This is a genomic window from Halobacillus aidingensis (genome assembly GCF_900104185.1).
GTDB lineage: Bacteria > Bacillota > Bacilli > Bacillales > Halobacillaceae > Halobacillus > Halobacillus aidingensis.
In genome coordinates this window covers 73,866-91,811 of sequence record NZ_FNIZ01000003.1, presented here as the reverse complement: position 1 = coordinate 91,811, position 17,946 = coordinate 73,866, and the positions used below count along the sequence as shown (strand labels likewise).

The following is a 17,946-nucleotide window of genomic DNA, read 5'->3' as shown; positions in this document are numbered from 1 at the left end:
CATCTCCCCTTTTAATGAATCGCCCTCTTCTCACCCACACTTTTCATGGAATCTTTCATATCCACGCCTTGTGCCTGTTCACGGTGGAAAACTACTTTCAACGTTAGAATCAATATTTTCCAATCTGACAAAAAGCTATAATTTTTCACATAAGCTAAATCAAAACGTAATTTATCTTCCGCTGAAGTGGTATATTTCGCGTGCACTTGCGCTAAACCCGTAATGCCTGGTTTAACTTCAAGACGATGATGGTAATCTGGAAACTGTTTATTGAATTGCTTCACAAAATATTCTCTTTCTGGTCTGGGACCAATAAGACTCATCTCACCCTTCAAGACATTGAACAATTGCGGGAGTTCGTCTATTCTTGTAGCTCGAATAAATGACCCAATTGGAGTAATTCTTGGATCTCTCACAGTTGCTAAAACCGGGCCTGTTTTATTCTCTGCATCGGCAACCATACTTCGGAACTTATAAATCCAAAAAGGTTTCCCTTTCATTCCTAAACGCTGCTGTTTATATAAAGCAGGGCCCGGGGAAGTCAAAGGGATCAGCCATAATAATAAAATCAGTAGTGGGCTAGTGAGTAGGATTAAACCCATGGAACCAATCACATCCATACCCCTTTTCAGTAATTGTTGGACGGGATGAATATGAAAGGGTTGGATAGAGTAGACGATTGTATCTTCCATCTGATAGGTTTCAGCTCCCTGAATCCCCAATTCATACAGCTCAGGTATAACCAATATTTCCTTCCCATATTTCGTGGCAAGCTGTACCATTTCCACTTTTTCTTTTGCGCTAAAACTAGAATCGATCAACAACGCATCTGTCTCTTCACCGTATTTTGTTAATATATTTTCATCCATTGAATGAGATGAACCATATATCCGATACCAACCTTCATTCTGCTCAAGAAAATGATGCATCTTTGAATCATCGTTTCCAATCAACCAGATCCTTTTTATAGCTCTTTTCCTTATTAAAGACCAGGCTATCAACCTGACGAGTAATAAAAGAAGAGTCTGCAGACTAATAGAAAACATCAAATAGCTTATACCGAAAGTAAACCATGATGTGAAAACGATTCCCAAACTAATGAACAACCCTAAGATGGTCATTGAGAAAACGACAGAATACATAAGATCCTTGACCGATTTCCTCTCCCAGTTCCTATAAGAATCGGAGAATGTAAAAATCATATAGGCTATTCCTAATGCGAGAGGAAGTGATGCAGTGTGAAACGGGGAATCAACGATAGAGCTAGCCTCAAAAAAGTTATAGATTATCCAAAACCCACTAAAGAGCAGACCCATATCAATAAAAATAAAGGGGGCAAAGTTTCCTTTAAACGACTGATTCATCTTATCCCTCTCCTCTCTTGCGTTCCTGCGTCATTACAACTCAATCAAGAATTTAAGTTCTTTATTGAGAACGAATGTACAAAAATCCCCTTCCTATTACTAGGTTTCATAACTTTTTCAAAAGGTTTGGACTTTAACATATAAAGTTTTTTAATCAAATTCAAAGGATGATAATCGATCCGCTTCCCATCGACTAAAGAAATGTTCTCTCTTGCATAAGACATGGTGTGTAATCCGTCTGGATAAAGGCTTCCAGGTGGCTGTTTCAAATGTGAGACTGGTTCTTCCTGAAATTTATCAGGACTTAATTCTTCTACTCTATTAAGAACAATACTCCCACCGTATGTGGCCGAACAGTCTTGCGCTGGCCGGTATAATACATCATTTCGGACAAATGGAGTACCTGCTGGTCTTGCTGAACGGATATCATACTTAACCGGGTTTGCAGCATGCTCTTTCCATGCACCGAGAAGGTGATCTGAATAAAAGATATGAAGCTCATAATTCTCGGTTTGGAGTGATGACGCCCTTGTACAAAACAGCCACCATCTTCCATTCCAATGAATAATAGTAGAATCTACAGCTGCCACCCCTTTCAAGATGGTTTTGACTTCTCTCCATTCTTTAGTCTCATCATCCCATTGATGTAGCGTCACTTTTTTCGATTCTGATGTTTCAGGAATACAGTAGTAGTGATTCCCGTCTTCAACAATATAAGGGTAAGACATATGTGTGGGTAAGTTCATCGTTCCCTTTCTCAGAATATACTTCCCCTTATCTTCCCCTTCGTTCATTAGATGACATTCACTGATAAAGCCTTTTACAACTCTATGATCCACTTCTTCGAATATCAAACGTAACTCTCCATCTGCTTCATAAGCGAATGGATCTGCATAATACAGTTTTTTATCAGGGAATAACCATTCAATTTCTAATGGGTTTTCACTCAAAAAATCTTGCAAGGGTTGCTTCACAATACCAATATTCCAGTACTCGTATCCAAACAAGCGCTTATACCATCTTTTAGCTTGATGTTTTCCTATTCGCAGTGAATATCTTATTCGTTTCATTACTGAGACAGGAGTGTTTTTTTCTATAACGCATTCATGTGAACCAAATGTATATGGTATACCTTTGTTTATTTTCCTACACATCTGAGCTGGCCATTCTAGTATGGCCTGTTCTATTTGTCCCTTATGTTTTTTAGCTGAAAAAAGAATCGTCGGAAGGGAACCCTTTATCAAATTTTGAACTTTTCCGTTGGGAAGTAAACGATCAAAAAAAACTTCCGTATAGGATGATTCTTTCCATAATTCATGAAGAATAGGTCCTCTTTCTTTTAAGTGGCGGAAGGACCACACACCGTACAAGGGTAGATTAAGAAATTCGCCTTCAAATCTTACATCACTTAAATCTAAATAAAAATCCAAATGATAAGCCCTTAAATGTAAGAGGTCCCTTGGCTTTAGTACACCTTTGTCAACTTCACATATTTTGTAACTACAATGAGGGAAAAGATCTTTTATATTGTGGTCTTGGCTTTTATAGGACTGGTTCTTTTCACCAGCATGAACCTTAATTATTAAGGAACACTCAAGACCTTCCATTTCTTTCAGTTTATGAAGTGTTTCATACTTCCACTTTTCTCCTGAAAGTTCATCTATAATAATTCCAAATTTCATATTTTCAACCTTCATATAACCCTCCCCCTCTCTAAACGAAATCTTTTCGTTCTAGATATTCTTGTAGTGTCTCATCTACCATTTTTTTTAAAGAAAACTCTTCTTCCACCCGCCGCCGTGCCTTTATAGATAATTCCCGATGCTTCATCGAATCCCCGAATAACGTCAAAATCTTTTCATAGAATGCATCAGTGGAATGTTCGGAAACAAGATAACCCGTTTGCCCTTCAAGGAGTGCTTCACTTATCCCTCCCCTATCTATGGATATGATGGGGGTACCTACAGCCATCGACTCCAAAACGACCATGGGAAAAACCTCGCGATTTGAAGTGAGCAACATGATATCCATGTCTTCGATAAATTTTTCCGGGTTCTTGATTGAACCAAGCATCTTTACTTTCCCAGATAAACCATACCGTTGAATTAAATTTTCCAACTTGTTCCTTTCCGGTCCGTCTCCACCTATAATAAAATTCACATTTTTCATACCTTTGCACTTCCTGGCAATCTCAATAAAGAATTCAAGGTTTTTTTCTTTAGATAATCTAGCCAACACTCCCACATTGAAGTCCTGATCTTCTTTTTTTTCTCTAAAGATAAATTGCTCTAGATCTACACCGTTATAAATCGTTTTAATGATTTCCTTTCGAACGCCGGATTCTAAGAGCGATTTTTTTTCAAAATTGCTCACAGTAATGATTCGATCGACAAACCCGTTCATTAACGTGGAGAATATTCTTCTGCTTTTCAGTTCCAACCAGGTGATATTGTGCTTTGTGTAGAGAAGTTTAATAGGCTTGCGTGTCATCATCTTCAGAGCAATTCCATAAAGCACCATCCGCAAACTATTCGCATGAATTAAAGAAATACCGTTGAGTTTCACTACTTTTTTCAATCTCAACAAATTTTCATAATGTTTCTCTCTTTTTAATTGAACATAACGATCCAAATGCTGGATTCTATTTTGTAAATCACCTGGACCTGCAGCATAGAAAAACTTGAGATCTGGATGCTCCAGATGATTTTCGAGTTTGCAGAAGTAAATCTCTGCTCCTCCAAAGCTTAATTTATCCGTTAGTAACAAGACATTCATTGGAATCACCCCTATTCATATCATTCATGATACTTTTTGTACCGTTGTCACAGAAGGTGTACTTTCCTGCGCCTTCCTTTTATATCGATTTAAATAGGTCGATAAGATCGCCAAGACCGTAAAAAAAATGTCATTGATGATTACAGATAGAAAGCCCATTTGAAGGACCATACCTATAATTGTTAAAAAAAGATAAGGTTTATGTTTGTGAATTTTACTTTGATACAGTTGATAAACGACAAGTAATAAAAACAAAAGATAAAAGAATATGCCAAAGAGACCCGATTCAGAGAGTATATCCAAGAAGGTGTTGTGTACGGAAAGGTTATCCCCATATTCAAAGGAATTGTATTCCGCAAAGTTGAAGGCACCAATTCCAACGATTTTGTGGGTGGTGAAATATTCCCAGGCTCGCCCCCACAACTCGATCCGACCGCTGCCCCCGTCACTCGTAAAGTCGTTCATTCTCGATTCTAATATGGAAAACAAATCAAATCTCAAATATACGATGGCTATATAGCACGCAAAGGTAACGGATAGGATGACCCCCATCGTCATTTTCAATTGTTTGAAAGGATGGTTAATCATTCCATATAAGACGAAGAGGACCAGCATGACAAGTAACCCTCCTCTAGAAAAAGTGAGGATATTCGTCGTAATACACAAGATCAATCCTGCTTTGTTCAACCATCCTTTTGAATTACATAAATAGTAGGCGAAGAAAACAGTATTATAAAAAACAAAAAAGTTAGGATCTTGGAGTAAGCCAATTAATCTAGGATAGTTGCGATCGATCATCAATCCGAATTGAGATATTCGGATTCCCTCGGTATCAAAAAAGTAGTCGACACTTTTAAGTCCAATCACGTACAAAAGAAGGCTCGCTGTATTGAAGATCAGACCCACATATCCAATACTCTTATCAATGATCGATTGATGGACCCCTTCAAGTATGGATTTCATCACCATGTAACAAGACAAATAGATAAAAGCACCAGCCATTATCCTTATACTTGAGGCAGGATATAGCGAGAATGCGCCTGTAAACGAGTAAATCAGATAGAATGCGAGCATAGCCACTTCATATAATTGCAGATGATAGAACCGGAACTGACCGATCATAATGACAAAATAAAGGAGGGAAAAGATCATATAAGGTTTTAATGAAAACCCTATGTGAACACCATAATTAGCTAAAGTGATCAGCAGGAATAGAAAAAATACAGTCCAATTTCTTTTATGATCCGTTGGCTTTTGAAGGTCCATTTCCCACCCCTCCTGAATGCTTCGGCACTCGTCCTTGTTTGTATTTCAATATCCAATGTTGAGTATAAACGGTGATTTTTCGCCTTAGTTCAGTGTCCAGCAAAGGAAGCAGCAGCACAAGGATGGAATGGAGACTCAGTGCAAGTATGGCATGAAAAGTCTCTAGCCATTCCATAAGAAGTAAGCCAGCAAAAAAGTAGGATAAATAAGGAAATAAGGACTTTTTGAACAGTACCCATCGATTTGGTGAACATAACCAAAAACCTAGAAGAGCCAAAACTTCGATAGCCACTCCAGTAATGGCAGCACCGATAACGCCATAAGAAAGGCTTAAGGTTATATACATGCCTACACCGACGATAACAGTGACAAATTGTATAAATGTACGGAAATTTTGTTTTTCCATCGTTGTTAAACCGTCCGCTAATGCTATGTTTATGGATTGAAGTAAAAGCATAAGTGAAAGAACTTTAAGTGGAAAAGCCGCACCTAACCACTCCGTCCCGAATAAAACCTTGATGACGTATTCAGAAAGGTAAAAAAAAGGAAGAACCATCATCATACCGACCAATGACATGATTTTTGTCTGCGTAATCCGATGGTCAAGGTGTCGTTCCAAGTTCTGATTTTGGAAAGAACGAAATAAAACGGGATAGTAAGCTCCTGCTACAATAAAAGGAATTTGCTGCAAAGCTTGTGGGATTCGATAAGCCACAGCGAACAGTCCCACTGCAGCAATCGGGATCGTTTTCTCAAGAATGATAGGCCCAATATGCGGCAGCAAAACAAACAGGAGGCCCCCCAATGTGAAGGAACCCAGGTTCTTGAAAAGACCTTTATGGAAAGGGTATGAAAACCGAATGGATACGTCCTTCATCACTAAGATCAGACCAAAAATTCCTGCTGTTAAATAAGAGAATCCATATAACGCACACATGATGAGAGGGTTTAACTGGAGCCCCATCCCGATCACCATTGCTGTAACAAGACAAAATGATGAGACCATACGGATCAATCCGTAATATTGCATTTTTTCAATAAGTTGATAGAAAGTCGTTCCTATGCTTTGTAAGGCGACACCAGTGACCATAGGAATAATTAAATAGTAAGCCGTACGAATCAACTCTCCGTTACTTGAGTTGAACATGTGAATGAAGGAGAAACCAATGAAAAAGGTGGCCACAAGAAGAGCCAATCTCATCTTCACATAAGAAGAAATCAGTTCCTGTAATTTCACCTTGGGCTTAGAACCTTCGCGGAGTGTGATATCGCTTAACCCTGCATCTGTAAAGTACCCCATAATCATGGCAAAGGCTAAAGCGACACTGAACACTCCATAATGGTTGGATTGGAGGTAGGAAGCCAAGACAATGAGAGCAGCAGCATTCAAAATACTAGATAGGGCCGTACTGTAAAATAGATGAAGGATATTTGATCCAATGGAATTTTTCTTTTCCTTGTTCACCTGCTCCTCCCCTCCTTCAAAGTTTTCATTTATCCCGTTTGTAGAATGGTGCCGAAGACTTCTCTACCAGACCTTTCAATTGCTTCTACAGTGTTTACTAACTTTTCTTTCTTACTCTTATTTGTTCGAGCTACCAAAATAACACCTTCACAGTACTCGACTAACAATTGAGCATTAGCACTAAATAAAAATGTTGGAGACGTAAATAAAATGAGATCGAACGCCTTCTTACATTCCTCAACGACCCCTTTAATTTTTTCAGGTATCCACATTCCCTGTGGAAATTTTTGGGTACATCCAGTAGTTAAGAGGCATAGGTTAGGGACCTGTGTTTCCCTGATCATATTTTGTACACCTCTCCTTTCTAGAACAGCATTAGCCCAACCCAATTCATTCTTTTTTTGAAAAAAATCATGGAGAGTAGGAGACGATAGATCCGCATCGACCAATAACACTCTCTTACCTTGTTGAGCCATAGCCATAGCTAATTTCGCAGATATCAAAGAGTTTTCCGTATGTTCATCTACTGATGTAAGCATCAACGCTGAAGGTTCGTGTCGGATGAATCGATTCACTCGAATTTGGATCATGCGTATTTGCTGAGTGCTCACATATTGTTCGTTGAGCATTAATCTCTGTTTAATCTTCTCAGACACTGACCTCATTTTTTTTCTCCCCTTCTACGACTTCCATTTTTCTACCTCTCTGGATAGGATTTTCTTCATGTTTCCTCTTTCGTGAAGTTTTCCTTTTCAAATGAAGATCACCAAAGACCAGAATCCCCAATTCCTTTTCTACTTGAGAAACGGTTCGGATTGAATCATCTAAATGTTCCCTCAAAAAAGCGACTCCGATCCCAGCTAATAACCCAATCACTACCCCAATTCCCAAGTTCAGTGTAGTGCTACCGATTTTTTCAGCGGTGGTTCCATTAGGAGAATCGCTTAAGATGTATATATCTTGTACATCAAACAGCTGATTCATCTTGTCTACAGTAGTAACAACGATCATGTTCGCTATTTTTTCTGTATCATCCGGACTACTTCCTCTTACGACAACATTCACAATCTGTGAATTCCTCGTATTCTGTACGACCACCTGTTTTTCTATGTCTTCATAACTGATACTAAATTCGTTGCTTACGTAATTAAGTACGCTGGGGCTTTTAATAAAATCGATGGTAGAGGCAAGCAACATATTAAGTTCTCTCGATTCCGCATATTCAGTCGTTTGTTTGTTCAAATCACCGACAACGATACTCTCCATTGATTCATACGTAGGCTTCATGAAAAATATTGAAACAGCTCCGACTAAAATAAACACGAAAAAGGTGACGATAAAGATTGTAAGGATTCTCTTTTTGAGAACAGAGAAAAAAGCTTTAATATCCATCTGATCTTGCATGACAACCTCCACCTATTCATTAAAGTTTATATCTAATAAGTGTGCACTTGATGACTTTGACAATATTTTATTGTTAATTGAATGCCGTCCGATAGTGTATAAGAGGGTTCCCAATCAAGCCAATGTTTAGCCTCCTGGTTGGAAAGTAAACTATGACGGATATCCCCTGGCCGTTCATCATGAAAAGAAGGCCTCATAGAATCACTTATGTTAAAGTACAGTTCTTCAATAAGTTCTAATATAGAAGTTTTAGTTCCTTGGCTGATATTGAGCGTTTTTCGATCACCATAATGACAGGCGGCTACATTCGCTTTGGCTACATCTTTAACAAAAATAAAATCTCTCGTTTGCAACCCATCTCCGAAAACGGATAAAGCCTCCCCTCTCAAGGCTTGATCGATGAACAAGGCCACTACCCCGGCTTCCCCTTTTGTATTTTGTCTCATTCCATAAACATTGGAATAGCGAAGAATGGTATAGTTCAAACCGAATGTGTTAGAAAACATTTGAATATAGGTTTCTGCATTTCTCTTTGACAGCCCATAAAACGATAAAGGATCTACAGGATGATCCTCCCCTATAGGTAAATATTCCGGTGCACCATAAACAGCTGCTGAAGAAGCAAAAATAAACTTCTTCACTCCATATTTCACGCAGGCTTCTAACAGGTTTACTGTCACCTTGATGTTTTCTTCCGCATCAAACCCTGGATTTTTCATTGAATAAGAAACTGAAACTTGAGCCGCTTGATGAATAACGATGTCCGGCCTTTCCTTGGCAAACACTAAATCCAAGTTATCTTTGAGATCTACGTTATAGTGAATCACACGACCAGAAATGTTCTCTACCCTTCCTGTTGATAGATTGTCTAAAACGATTACATCAAAATTCTGTAGAAGTAATTCATCTACGATGTGTGATCCAATAAAACCAGCCCCACCTGTCACTAATGCTTTCACTAGACTCCACCTGCCTATCCGCATTTTCTTTATAAAGAACCATCAAACGCCCGTTCTTTATAAAGTATATTATGTTCATTATAGAGTGTTTATCTTTAATAGCAAAACTCCAAATCCACCTTATTTGTTCTTGATAAGACACTTTTCGTGGCGAATACTTCCAATACCTCTCTTTTTTTATCTTTTTCGTTCTGTTTAAAGAACAAAAAGAGTGATCAGTTTTACTAAAGGTTCAAACTGATCACTCTTTTATTTAATGTTTTTATTGTTACACCCTCCTGCTCCTACACTTTGGTTTGGAAGAGAGGTATAAAAAGGTGTTCCATATAATAATGATCCATTTCATAATTGTGAAGCTGCTAAGATCAGGGGGTGGACTGTGGATAGTATGAGTTGTTATCCCCTTGATCAACGATATATGTTTCATTCACATTAGAAATCAGACTGTTCCTCATAGACTGAGCGGAGAAATTTACAATCTTAGTTTCCGAGGCATATGATTCCACGTCCCAGATCATTCCTTGAAAGCGGTTATCTGATCCAGACACTTTTAAGACCTCTTCTGTAGCATCTGACAATTGAATTTGAAAGTCAGTAAATTGATTCCCCGACACCTCATTAGGAATAGATTTAGAACTCTCTATGACGATACATTCGACACAATCATCCAACGTAAGATTAATAAAGCGATTGCCATTAACAAAGTTATATTTTCCAGTTGGTGTTTCAGCCTTGATGAAAACTCCTGTTCGAAAACCTACAATTTTTATCGATGAAAAATCGACAAAACTAATAAATTCATTGGAATGGTCAGCTACAAGTGCTATAGCTGTTCCCGTGTTTTCATCACTCGTATTTATAATATTCATCCCCTCAATGCTTGAAGTTTCCCAAGACCAAAAATTTTGTTCGCCATCAAAGTAAAGGACTTCAGAAGAGAAGTTTTTATCAGACACCTCTATGATGCCATTTGTAATTGAGGCATTTTTCATGATTTCAAAAACCCTAAAGTCACCTTGAACTTCTAAAGTGGTGTTCTTTCCTAATTCCAGCTCAATCCCTTGTTTTAAAATAATCCCTTTCTGAAGGATGAATTTTTGATTACCTGTCACCTTAACTTTCCCTAATTCATGTTTCACACCATAATTAATAGCCTCTTGGATAGCCGTTGAATCATCCTTATCGTCGTTTCCTTTGGCACCAAAACCTTCAATATTTATCTCCTCTTTCAGTGAAGCTTTTTCTAAGGATTGTTGTTGATTTTCATATTTTTCGTAAACAAATAGAATACCGAGGATAAGCACAGCTAAAGCAAGCATAAAAACCTTGTAATTCAACGCATACGCTCCTTGAAAAAATATTTGGTAAGTAAGGACCTAGATTGAAGGCTATAGCCTAATAAAAAAGAACCTGTATAAGGCACATAAAAGGTAGTTGGCCAATTGTTTGTTTAATAACAAATAAAGACTGAAAAAACGCAAGCCTCCCTAATAAGAGCTTGCGTTTTTTCATAGCATGAACGACAGGCTTTGCGTGTATAGTTTTTCTTAAACTGAACCATTGCTTTTGAAGGCAGTTCTTCTAAGTACTCCTTCTGATTAAAAAATTCCCAGCCGTTTTTTTGTTCTAATACGCTCAGGTGGATCCGTATAAACCATCTCTCCTTCAAGGACGACGTGAGCATTTTCCATGAATTGATACATGAGATCCGCACCGAACTTTTTCTCAATTTTGCTGTAAGCTTCTTTCATGAAAAATCCACGTTTTTTGGAGTCATGAGCGTTAGAGGCTACAAGGTGAGTCAGATTGAATTCAATCATTTGATAAGAAAATTTTTGAACTTCTTTCCCTAATTTCCCTGCTATACTTGCAGCGGTTACTTGAGTGATAGCACCATTTTTCACAAAGTTATAAAGTTCATTCGGTTGCTGTCGAATCATTTTATTGCGCTCTGGATGAACGAGAACAGGCTTGTAACCAAGCAATTGAATGTCATACATCATCTTTTTAGCATAATGAGGAATCTCATGATTCGGCAATTCGAGAAAAACATAACCACTATTCTTATTGATAGATAGCAATTCCTCCGATTCAAACGCTTCAAGATCTCCATTGAGTCTTATCTCCTGCCCAGGGAGCACGGTCAAATCAATTCCTTGTTGAAAGAGTTCCTCATTCAACTGAATGGTTTTTTGGATGACAAGCGACTTTGGATTACTATACCGTGTATGAAGATGATGTGGAGTAGCAACGACCGTATCGATTCCTTGTTCAACAGCCAATCTGGCCATTTCAACACTTTCCTCCATCGTTTGTGCTCCATCATCTAACCCAGGTAGTATATGACTGTGCAAATCGATCATTTTCATTCCACCTCTTTAGTATTTTTTGTACAAAGATTAAACAGATTACTATTTCCTAACACCTTAGATAATTAGTAAATGATTTCATGCACTTATTAAGTAGCTACTAACCAACAAACAACAGTGTCAAACAAAATAATCCAATAAATTCCATAAAGTTCAACCTCATAAATTTGAGAACTCTGCCGACCGCAATTGAACTACACACAACACTGCATGTATTTTGTTGGTATTTATTCCTTCTCCTGTAGTTCTTTGCATTCTCTCCGGTCGTTCTTTATTAAGAATGGTATAAATTAATTATATAACCTTGGTAAACATATGGAAAACCTCAAATATACCCATATTTCACTTTAGAGAACAGATTTATCATTAAATCTTTAAAATACTCGCAATAACACTATAATAAGTAAATTTTTTCCTCGTTTATTCTTATGAAAGAACACATTTTTTGAAGACCCACCTTTTACTTTCAGCCAACATAGGAGGATTTTCACCTCACGCCTAGAGTTTTAACATCGTTGTTTATGCACGTGAGACGTAAGAACCAATTGTATATATTTTTCATATAATACAGTCTTAAATCTTGACGGCTTTTTAAGGTGAGAATGAACATATCAAATTCTTGTTAAGAGAGCTTTTATAGTAAATAAAAAGGAAAATATTGAAAAGAAGAGGTGTACCAATTGGTGTTTTCCAATGAAGAACTTCAGAATGAGATCAACAATTTGACAAGTGCAATAAACGGGATTGTTTCACTTTTATCCTCAAAACCTGAGGACAGTAACTCGTCAAGTTCCCAACCCGTCTATATTCGAGTATCTGACTTTTCAGGAGTAAGTGATGCAGATAGGTTACAGAAAGCGATTGACTATGCAGAGCAACATTCCATAAAAACCGTATTTTCTGATGATCTAAGTTTTTATTTAGAGAGCACAATTACTATAAAAAAAGGTGTACGTCTATTGTCTGCTTACTCTACGGTTTACATGTTGGGAGCGAATGTGGACGGATTCATCATAGAACAAGATGCTTCCTTTTTAGGTGGAAAAGTTGCTATTGACGTAACTGGATATACAAGAAAAGCCATTTCATTGAATGGATCACAAAAGTTCTACAACACGTGGAACAATACACAGATTGATGATATTACAATACTGAACTGGATGGGGGATAACGGGGGCACTGGGATTTACCTTTACTCAGGAGGAAACGAACACGAAATTTCATTTGTAAACTTCAGCAACATTAAAATCGTAGGCTTTGAAAAAGGAATACATCTTCGCGCAACAAAACCTAGCAGCGGCAGGGCTTGGGTAAACGCGAATAACTTTGACAATATCGCCATCGAAGATTGTGTCCATATGATTGTGCTTGAGGGAAGCGAAACGGTCCCATTTGAAACAACAGGAAATATATTTTCAAACCTTCAAATCCAACCCTCTAATTCTACAAAGAAAATCATTACAGCCAGTGGCCAAGATAACAGATTTACAGGCATGGTATGGGACTTGTTTGAGATTACCCACTCCGGGTCTGTCGTAGATTTCACTGTTAGGTCGTCTTATAATTTCGTCGACTTATCCAGAAATGTGCCCCTGGATCGTGTCAGTGATAAAGGGAGAAAAAACCTTGTCGTTAGTCATGACACCACAATAGTTGAAAAAAGAACGAGTGACCCTCAAAATCCTGTGGTAGGGCAAGTATGGTTAAGAACAGACCTTAACCCAACAACAGATGCTGTTTATCGAGTCATGACCAGCGCAGGGATTATGTACATTCCTATAAAACCAGTTTGATGAATTAGAATCTCTGAGTATAGAATTGGAACAAGTATGTGTCTACAAAGTATCTGTCTGTAATTGAAAGACGTAATTACGAATAGAAATACCATGATGTTACGTCGTTTATCCCATGTATTTATGCCCCAATACTGCTCATTCTTTACCTTCAACTAGCAAATGCTTCTCTAAGTGTCGGTATGCGATTACAGTAATCACCAAACCTGGCGCTTATTGTATCATTACCAACCCTACAAATCTCTATAAGTTCAATCAAAGTATGAAATTCAATTTATGACATTTAATATTAAATTATGTCGGATGATGAACACTCAAGACTACCACGAATGACAAATGGTAGTCTTTTTTTCTTATTTTTCTGAATAATTATCAAATAATATTGATTATTCTCTCTTTTTTGATAAATTAGAAAATGTAGGATAAAAAGGGTTTCTAAAGGAAGGGGTCATTTTATTGAAGAAAACGTCAAAGATTGTAACATCCGCTTTAGCCTTAGCGCTCGCTGTAGGGCCAATGAGCGCCAGTGCTTTCGAAATGCCGACGACCGGTCATGAGAACGTACATAAAACTCATTCACATTCTCAAGGAGGCATGCCTTTCGACGGAGCGATTGCGAATGACGAACGATTGATCGAGATGTTGAAGGAAAGTGGAAAAATCGCGAAAGACGCTTCACCTGCCGAAGCTGAGAAGGACTTGAAGAAGTTCCTGGAATCTAAACAGGCTTCTGCTGAAAAAGCGAAAGGTCAGTTAGATGATGAAAAAGCAGATACCAAGGCAAAACTAGAAAAAGCCATGAAAAATAACAGTCTGACGAATGGGAAGGGAAACAAACTTGGACAAGCAAAAGCTGATGCTCCTGATAGCGTAGAGGAAGAAGCTTATGACGGCGAAATGCGTACCGATAAAGTTCTAGTTCTTCTGATCGACTATCCTGATAAACCTCATAATTCTATGACTGCTGATGAAACAGACATGTATTACGATGGCGAAGATGCGTACTCCCGTGAACATTACCAGGACATGTTATTTGGTGATGGTGGCTGGACTGGTCCAGACGGGAAAAACTATGTATCTATGAAACAATATTATGAACAGCAATCCGGTGGAAGTTATTCTGTCGAAGGTGAAGTTGCTGGCTGGTACACGGCTAGTAAACCAGCGGCTGCCTATGGTGGTAACTACCCAACAGAAGATGATAGTGATGTCAATGCTCGTGGGCTGGTTAAAGAAGCTCTTGAAGCTGCAGCTGCTGATCCAGAAGTAAACCTTGCTGACTATGACAAGTGGGATCGCTATGACCTAGACGGTGACGGAAACTATCTCGAGGCTGATGGATTAGTTGACCACTTGATGGTCATCCACTCTGGAGTTGGTGAAGAAGCTGGCGGAGGTTCCCTAGGTCCTGATGCGATTTGGTCTCACCGCTGGAATCTTGGAGGCGTATTTGCGCTTGAAGGTACAGACGCGACTGTTCCATACTGGGGCGGTGCAATGGCAGCCTTCGATTACACCATTGAGCCTGAAGACGGTGCTGTAGGAGTTATGGCGCACGAATTCGGACATGACCTCGGCCTTCCAGACGAATATGATACACAGTATTCAGGACAAGGGGAGCCGGTCAGCTACTGGTCCATCATGTCAAGCGGAAGCTGGGCAGGTGACATTCCTGGTACAATGCCGACAGGATTCAGTCCTTATGCAAAAGAAATGCTTCAAGCTTCTGCTGTCGTAGACAGTGAAGGTACCGAAGGAAACTGGTTATCCGGAACAGAAATTAATGTTGATGATGTTAACGAAAAAGGCATGGAGTTCCTTTTAGATGAAGCGAATACAAAAGGTACAAAGAATGATGTCGTTAAGGTCAACTTGCCACAAAAAGAAACGGTCATCAACGAACCAGCTAGTGGTGAATATGAGTACTTCTCCGGTAGTGCTGATGAAATTCACAACTATCTAACCACCACAGTCGATCTTACAAATGCTACGAGTGCGGAATTCAATTTCAAGGCATGGTACGATATTGAAACAGATTGGGATTATGCATACGTCACTGTTAACGGGGAACCAATTCCAAGTGATATTACAACAGATACCAACCCGCATGATTCTAACCGCGGTCACGGAATTACAGGAAGTTCTGATGGTTGGATCGACGCTTCCTTCGACCTTTCTGCTTACGCAGGACAAGAAGTTGAAGTTGCCATTGAATACGTGACAGATGCTGCAGTATCAAATCCAGGTCTATACGCTGATGATCTTTCAGTTGTCGTAGACGGGGAAGAAGTTTTATTTGATGATGCAGAAGGTGAAGCAAAGTTCACACTTGACGGCTTCACGAAAGAAGATGGAATTAAACAATCTGAACACTACTATCTTCTTGAATGGCGTAGCCACAACGGTGTCGATGAAGGATTAGCCAACATCCGCCGTGGAGATAGTCTCATGACATTTGATGATGGACTTGTCGTTTGGTACGTGGATAACCAATACTCTGAAAACTGGACTGGCATTCACCCTGGGGATGGTTTTGTCGGCGTTGTCGATGCAGACCAGCGTGTAAACAAATGGAGTGATGGAGCTGTAGCAGGCACACGTTACCAAGTGCACGATGCCGCATTCAGCTTGGATAAGTCAGAGAAAATGTATTTAGACTACACAGATCTTCTTGGTGTAACCATGAAAGATAATTACACGAAGCGCACACCTCTTTTCGATGACAGTGCAGACTACTCCAACCAAGGTCTAGTTGATGCAGGGCGTAATGTTCCTGAGTATGGACTGAAGTTCAGAGTCACTGGTCAAAGTGAAGATGGTACAGTTGGTAAAGTGATGATTTTCAAATAATAGGTTGAACTAAAAAAAGTCATTGAAGAGTGAATCTTCAATGACTTTTTCATTTTACATTACCGAACCACATCATGAAGGTGAGCATTCATAAATTCAAACACCTCATCTTCAGAAAAAGAAGAATGGTCTCCCTTCACCGTGTGCTTTAAGATACTTGAAGCCATTCCGAAATCAAGAATGGACGTCTCATCCAAACCTTCTAGCATTCCATGCAGAATTCCTGCGGCAAAACTGTCTCCACCACCGATTCGGTCCAAAACCTGAATGGAATGTTTCTGACTTTCAATGAACTGATCATTTTTAAATAGAAAACCCTGTAGTTGATGACTCTGTGAATCTATCACTTCTCTGTTCGTACAGGCGAAAAGGGAAATTCCATAATCCTGCGAAGCTTCTCTGAAGTATTTTTTTAATAGACTTGGATGAAAGTTCTCTTCTGGACCTACATTCAAAATATGTGTGAAGTCCTTTTGTCCGGCAAAACAGATATCTACATAAGGAAGAATCTGTTCAAAAGCGAGTTTTGCTTCTTCTTCACTCCACAATTTGCTTCGATAGTTACAATCGAAACTTATGAGGACATTCCTTTTGCGAGCTTCTCTAACCGCCTGAAGAGTGAATTCCTTCAGTGAGGACGAAAGAGCCGGTGTAATACCGGACACATGGAACAATTGACAAGATTCGAAGATAGCGTCCCACTTCCATTCCTGCCCTGCCACTTGCAAAAAGGAAGAGTAGGTGCGATCATACGTCACTTTTGCTGAACGGGGTCCATATCCTTCTTCAACGAAATAGACACCGAGCCGTCCCTCTTCCCTTTTCACCCATTGATCGTTGACGTTCCGCTCCCGAAGGAATTTTCTCACATTTTCTCCCAGGTCATTGTCTGGAACCGCGGATACGAACGTGACCTCATGTCCGAAGTTTGCTAGATTTACAGATGCATTGAGTTCCGCCCCACCGATGGTAGCTTGGAATTCCTTCGTCTCTTTGACTCTTTGAAAACCTGGGGGAGTCATTCGCATCAATGGTTCTCCGAGAGTGACGATTCTACTCATACGAACACCTCTTCAATCGCTTCAATGAACAACTTTGCATTCGCGGTAACTGTTTCAAAATTCCCCTGCTGAGCTGGTCTAGTAATCTCTCCTCCGACTCCTACGTGAACAGCACCGTTTCGGAACCAGTCCTGGATGTTATCAAGATCCACACCGCCTGTAGGCATGATTTCCACTTGAGGGACCGGGCCTTTGACCGCTTTGATATGAGAAGGGGAAAAGGCTTGGCCAGGAAACAGCTTCACGATGGATAAACCAAATTCAAGCGCTTCGATGGTTTCGTTCACGGTCATGCATCCTGGAATATAAGGGACTTGATATCGATTACAAAGCCTGGCCGTTTCTTTACTGAAATTCGGTCCGACGATGTATTCGGCTCCTGAATGAATGGCTAATTTAGCGGTTTCAGAATCAAGGACAGACCCTGCTCCGATGATGATCCCATCATGATTTGAAAAATGCTGGATAACTTTTTCCGCCTGAGGAATAGTGAACGTGAACTCAAGACTTTTGACCCCACCTCTTATACAGGCCTCAGCGGTTTCGATGGCCTGTTCTGGTGAGTTTCCACGAACGACCACGGTTAATTTACTGTTCAGCAATTGTTGATACACATCAAGTTTCTTCATCTTCTTCCCTC

14 protein-coding genes are annotated in these 17,946 nt (G+C 39.4%); 2 read left to right on the top strand and 12 right to left on the bottom strand.

Going from position 1 to position 17,946, the window contains the following annotated elements; all coding sequences use genetic code 11:
• Positions 1-11: 11 nt before the first annotated feature.
• The 10 genes from BLS23_RS03805 to BLS23_RS03760 all read right to left on the bottom strand — a co-directional run bounded on the left by BLS23_RS03805 (position 12) and on the right by BLS23_RS03760 (position 11,596).
• Positions 12-1,364: a sugar transferase gene (locus BLS23_RS03805; RefSeq protein WP_089651209.1), complete on the bottom strand. Its 1,353-nt coding sequence runs from the start codon at positions 1,362-1,364 to the stop codon at positions 12-14.
• A 44-nt stretch (positions 1,365-1,408) separates the two neighbouring features.
• Positions 1,409-3,061, bottom strand: a complete 1,653-nt coding sequence (locus tag BLS23_RS03800; RefSeq protein ID WP_089651208.1) for a glucosamine inositolphosphorylceramide transferase family protein — start codon at positions 3,059-3,061, stop codon at positions 1,409-1,411.
• 16 nt (positions 3,062-3,077) lie between these two features.
• The gene (locus BLS23_RS03795; RefSeq protein ID WP_089651207.1) at positions 3,078-4,139 is read right to left on the bottom strand and encodes a glycosyltransferase family 4 protein; all 1,062 of its coding nucleotides are present in this window, start codon (positions 4,137-4,139) and stop codon (positions 3,078-3,080) included.
• Positions 4,140-4,163: 24 nt separating this feature from the next.
• A complete protein-coding gene (locus BLS23_RS03790) occupies positions 4,164-5,405 on the bottom strand; it encodes an O-antigen ligase family protein (RefSeq protein WP_089651206.1) in 1,242 nt (413 codons plus the stop codon).
• Positions 5,377-6,870 carry an oligosaccharide flippase family protein gene (locus tag BLS23_RS03785; protein WP_167356000.1) on the bottom strand — a complete coding sequence of 498 codons (1,494 nt, stop codon included), beginning with the start codon at positions 6,868-6,870 and terminating at the stop codon, positions 5,377-5,379. Before BLS23_RS03785 ends, BLS23_RS03790 begins: the two co-directional genes overlap by 29 nt.
• A 29-nt stretch (positions 6,871-6,899) precedes the next feature.
• Positions 6,900-7,535, bottom strand: a complete 636-nt coding sequence (locus BLS23_RS03780; RefSeq protein ID WP_089651204.1) for a CpsD/CapB family tyrosine-protein kinase — start codon at positions 7,533-7,535, stop codon at positions 6,900-6,902.
• Positions 7,519-8,274 carry a YveK family protein gene (locus BLS23_RS03775; protein WP_089651203.1) on the bottom strand — a complete coding sequence of 252 codons (756 nt, stop codon included), beginning with the start codon at positions 8,272-8,274 and terminating at the stop codon, positions 7,519-7,521. Before BLS23_RS03775 ends, BLS23_RS03780 begins: the two co-directional genes overlap by 17 nt.
• 32 nt (positions 8,275-8,306) lie before the next feature.
• The gene (locus BLS23_RS03770; protein WP_089651202.1) at positions 8,307-9,233 is read right to left on the bottom strand and encodes an NAD-dependent epimerase/dehydratase family protein; all 927 of its coding nucleotides are present in this window, start codon (positions 9,231-9,233) and stop codon (positions 8,307-8,309) included.
• 365 nt (positions 9,234-9,598) lie between these two features.
• A complete protein-coding gene (locus tag BLS23_RS03765) occupies positions 9,599-10,570 on the bottom strand; it encodes a pectate lyase family protein (protein ID WP_089651201.1) in 972 nt (323 codons plus the stop codon).
• Between the two features lie 261 nt (positions 10,571-10,831).
• Complete coding sequence (locus BLS23_RS03760; RefSeq protein WP_089651200.1) at positions 10,832-11,596, bottom strand: tyrosine-protein phosphatase; 765 nt, start codon at positions 11,594-11,596, stop codon at positions 10,832-10,834.
• Positions 11,597-12,282: 686 nt separating this feature from the next.
• Between BLS23_RS03760 and BLS23_RS03755 the strand changes: the two genes are divergently transcribed.
• Together BLS23_RS03755 and BLS23_RS03750 are read left to right on the top strand one after the other, a co-directional pair.
• On the top strand, positions 12,283-13,395 hold the full coding sequence (locus BLS23_RS03755; protein ID WP_089651199.1) for a hypothetical protein: 1,113 nt from the start codon (positions 12,283-12,285) through the stop codon (positions 13,393-13,395).
• A 516-nt stretch (positions 13,396-13,911) separates the two neighbouring features.
• Entirely contained in the window at positions 13,912-16,245 is a 2,334-nt protein-coding gene (locus BLS23_RS03750) for an immune inhibitor A domain-containing protein (protein WP_089651418.1), read from the top strand.
• Between the two features lie 59 nt (positions 16,246-16,304).
• Here BLS23_RS03750 and BLS23_RS03745 read toward each other — a convergent pair whose 3' ends face one another.
• Both BLS23_RS03745 and BLS23_RS03740 read right to left on the bottom strand, forming a co-directional pair.
• Positions 16,305-17,306, bottom strand: a complete 1,002-nt coding sequence (locus tag BLS23_RS03745) for a sugar kinase (RefSeq protein WP_089651198.1) — start codon at positions 17,304-17,306, stop codon at positions 16,305-16,307.
• Complete coding sequence (locus BLS23_RS03740; RefSeq protein ID WP_089651197.1) at positions 17,303-17,935, bottom strand: bifunctional 2-keto-4-hydroxyglutarate aldolase/2-keto-3-deoxy-6-phosphogluconate aldolase; 633 nt, start codon at positions 17,933-17,935, stop codon at positions 17,303-17,305. Before BLS23_RS03740 ends, BLS23_RS03745 begins: the two co-directional genes overlap by 4 nt.
• Positions 17,936-17,946 lie beyond the last annotated feature (11 nt).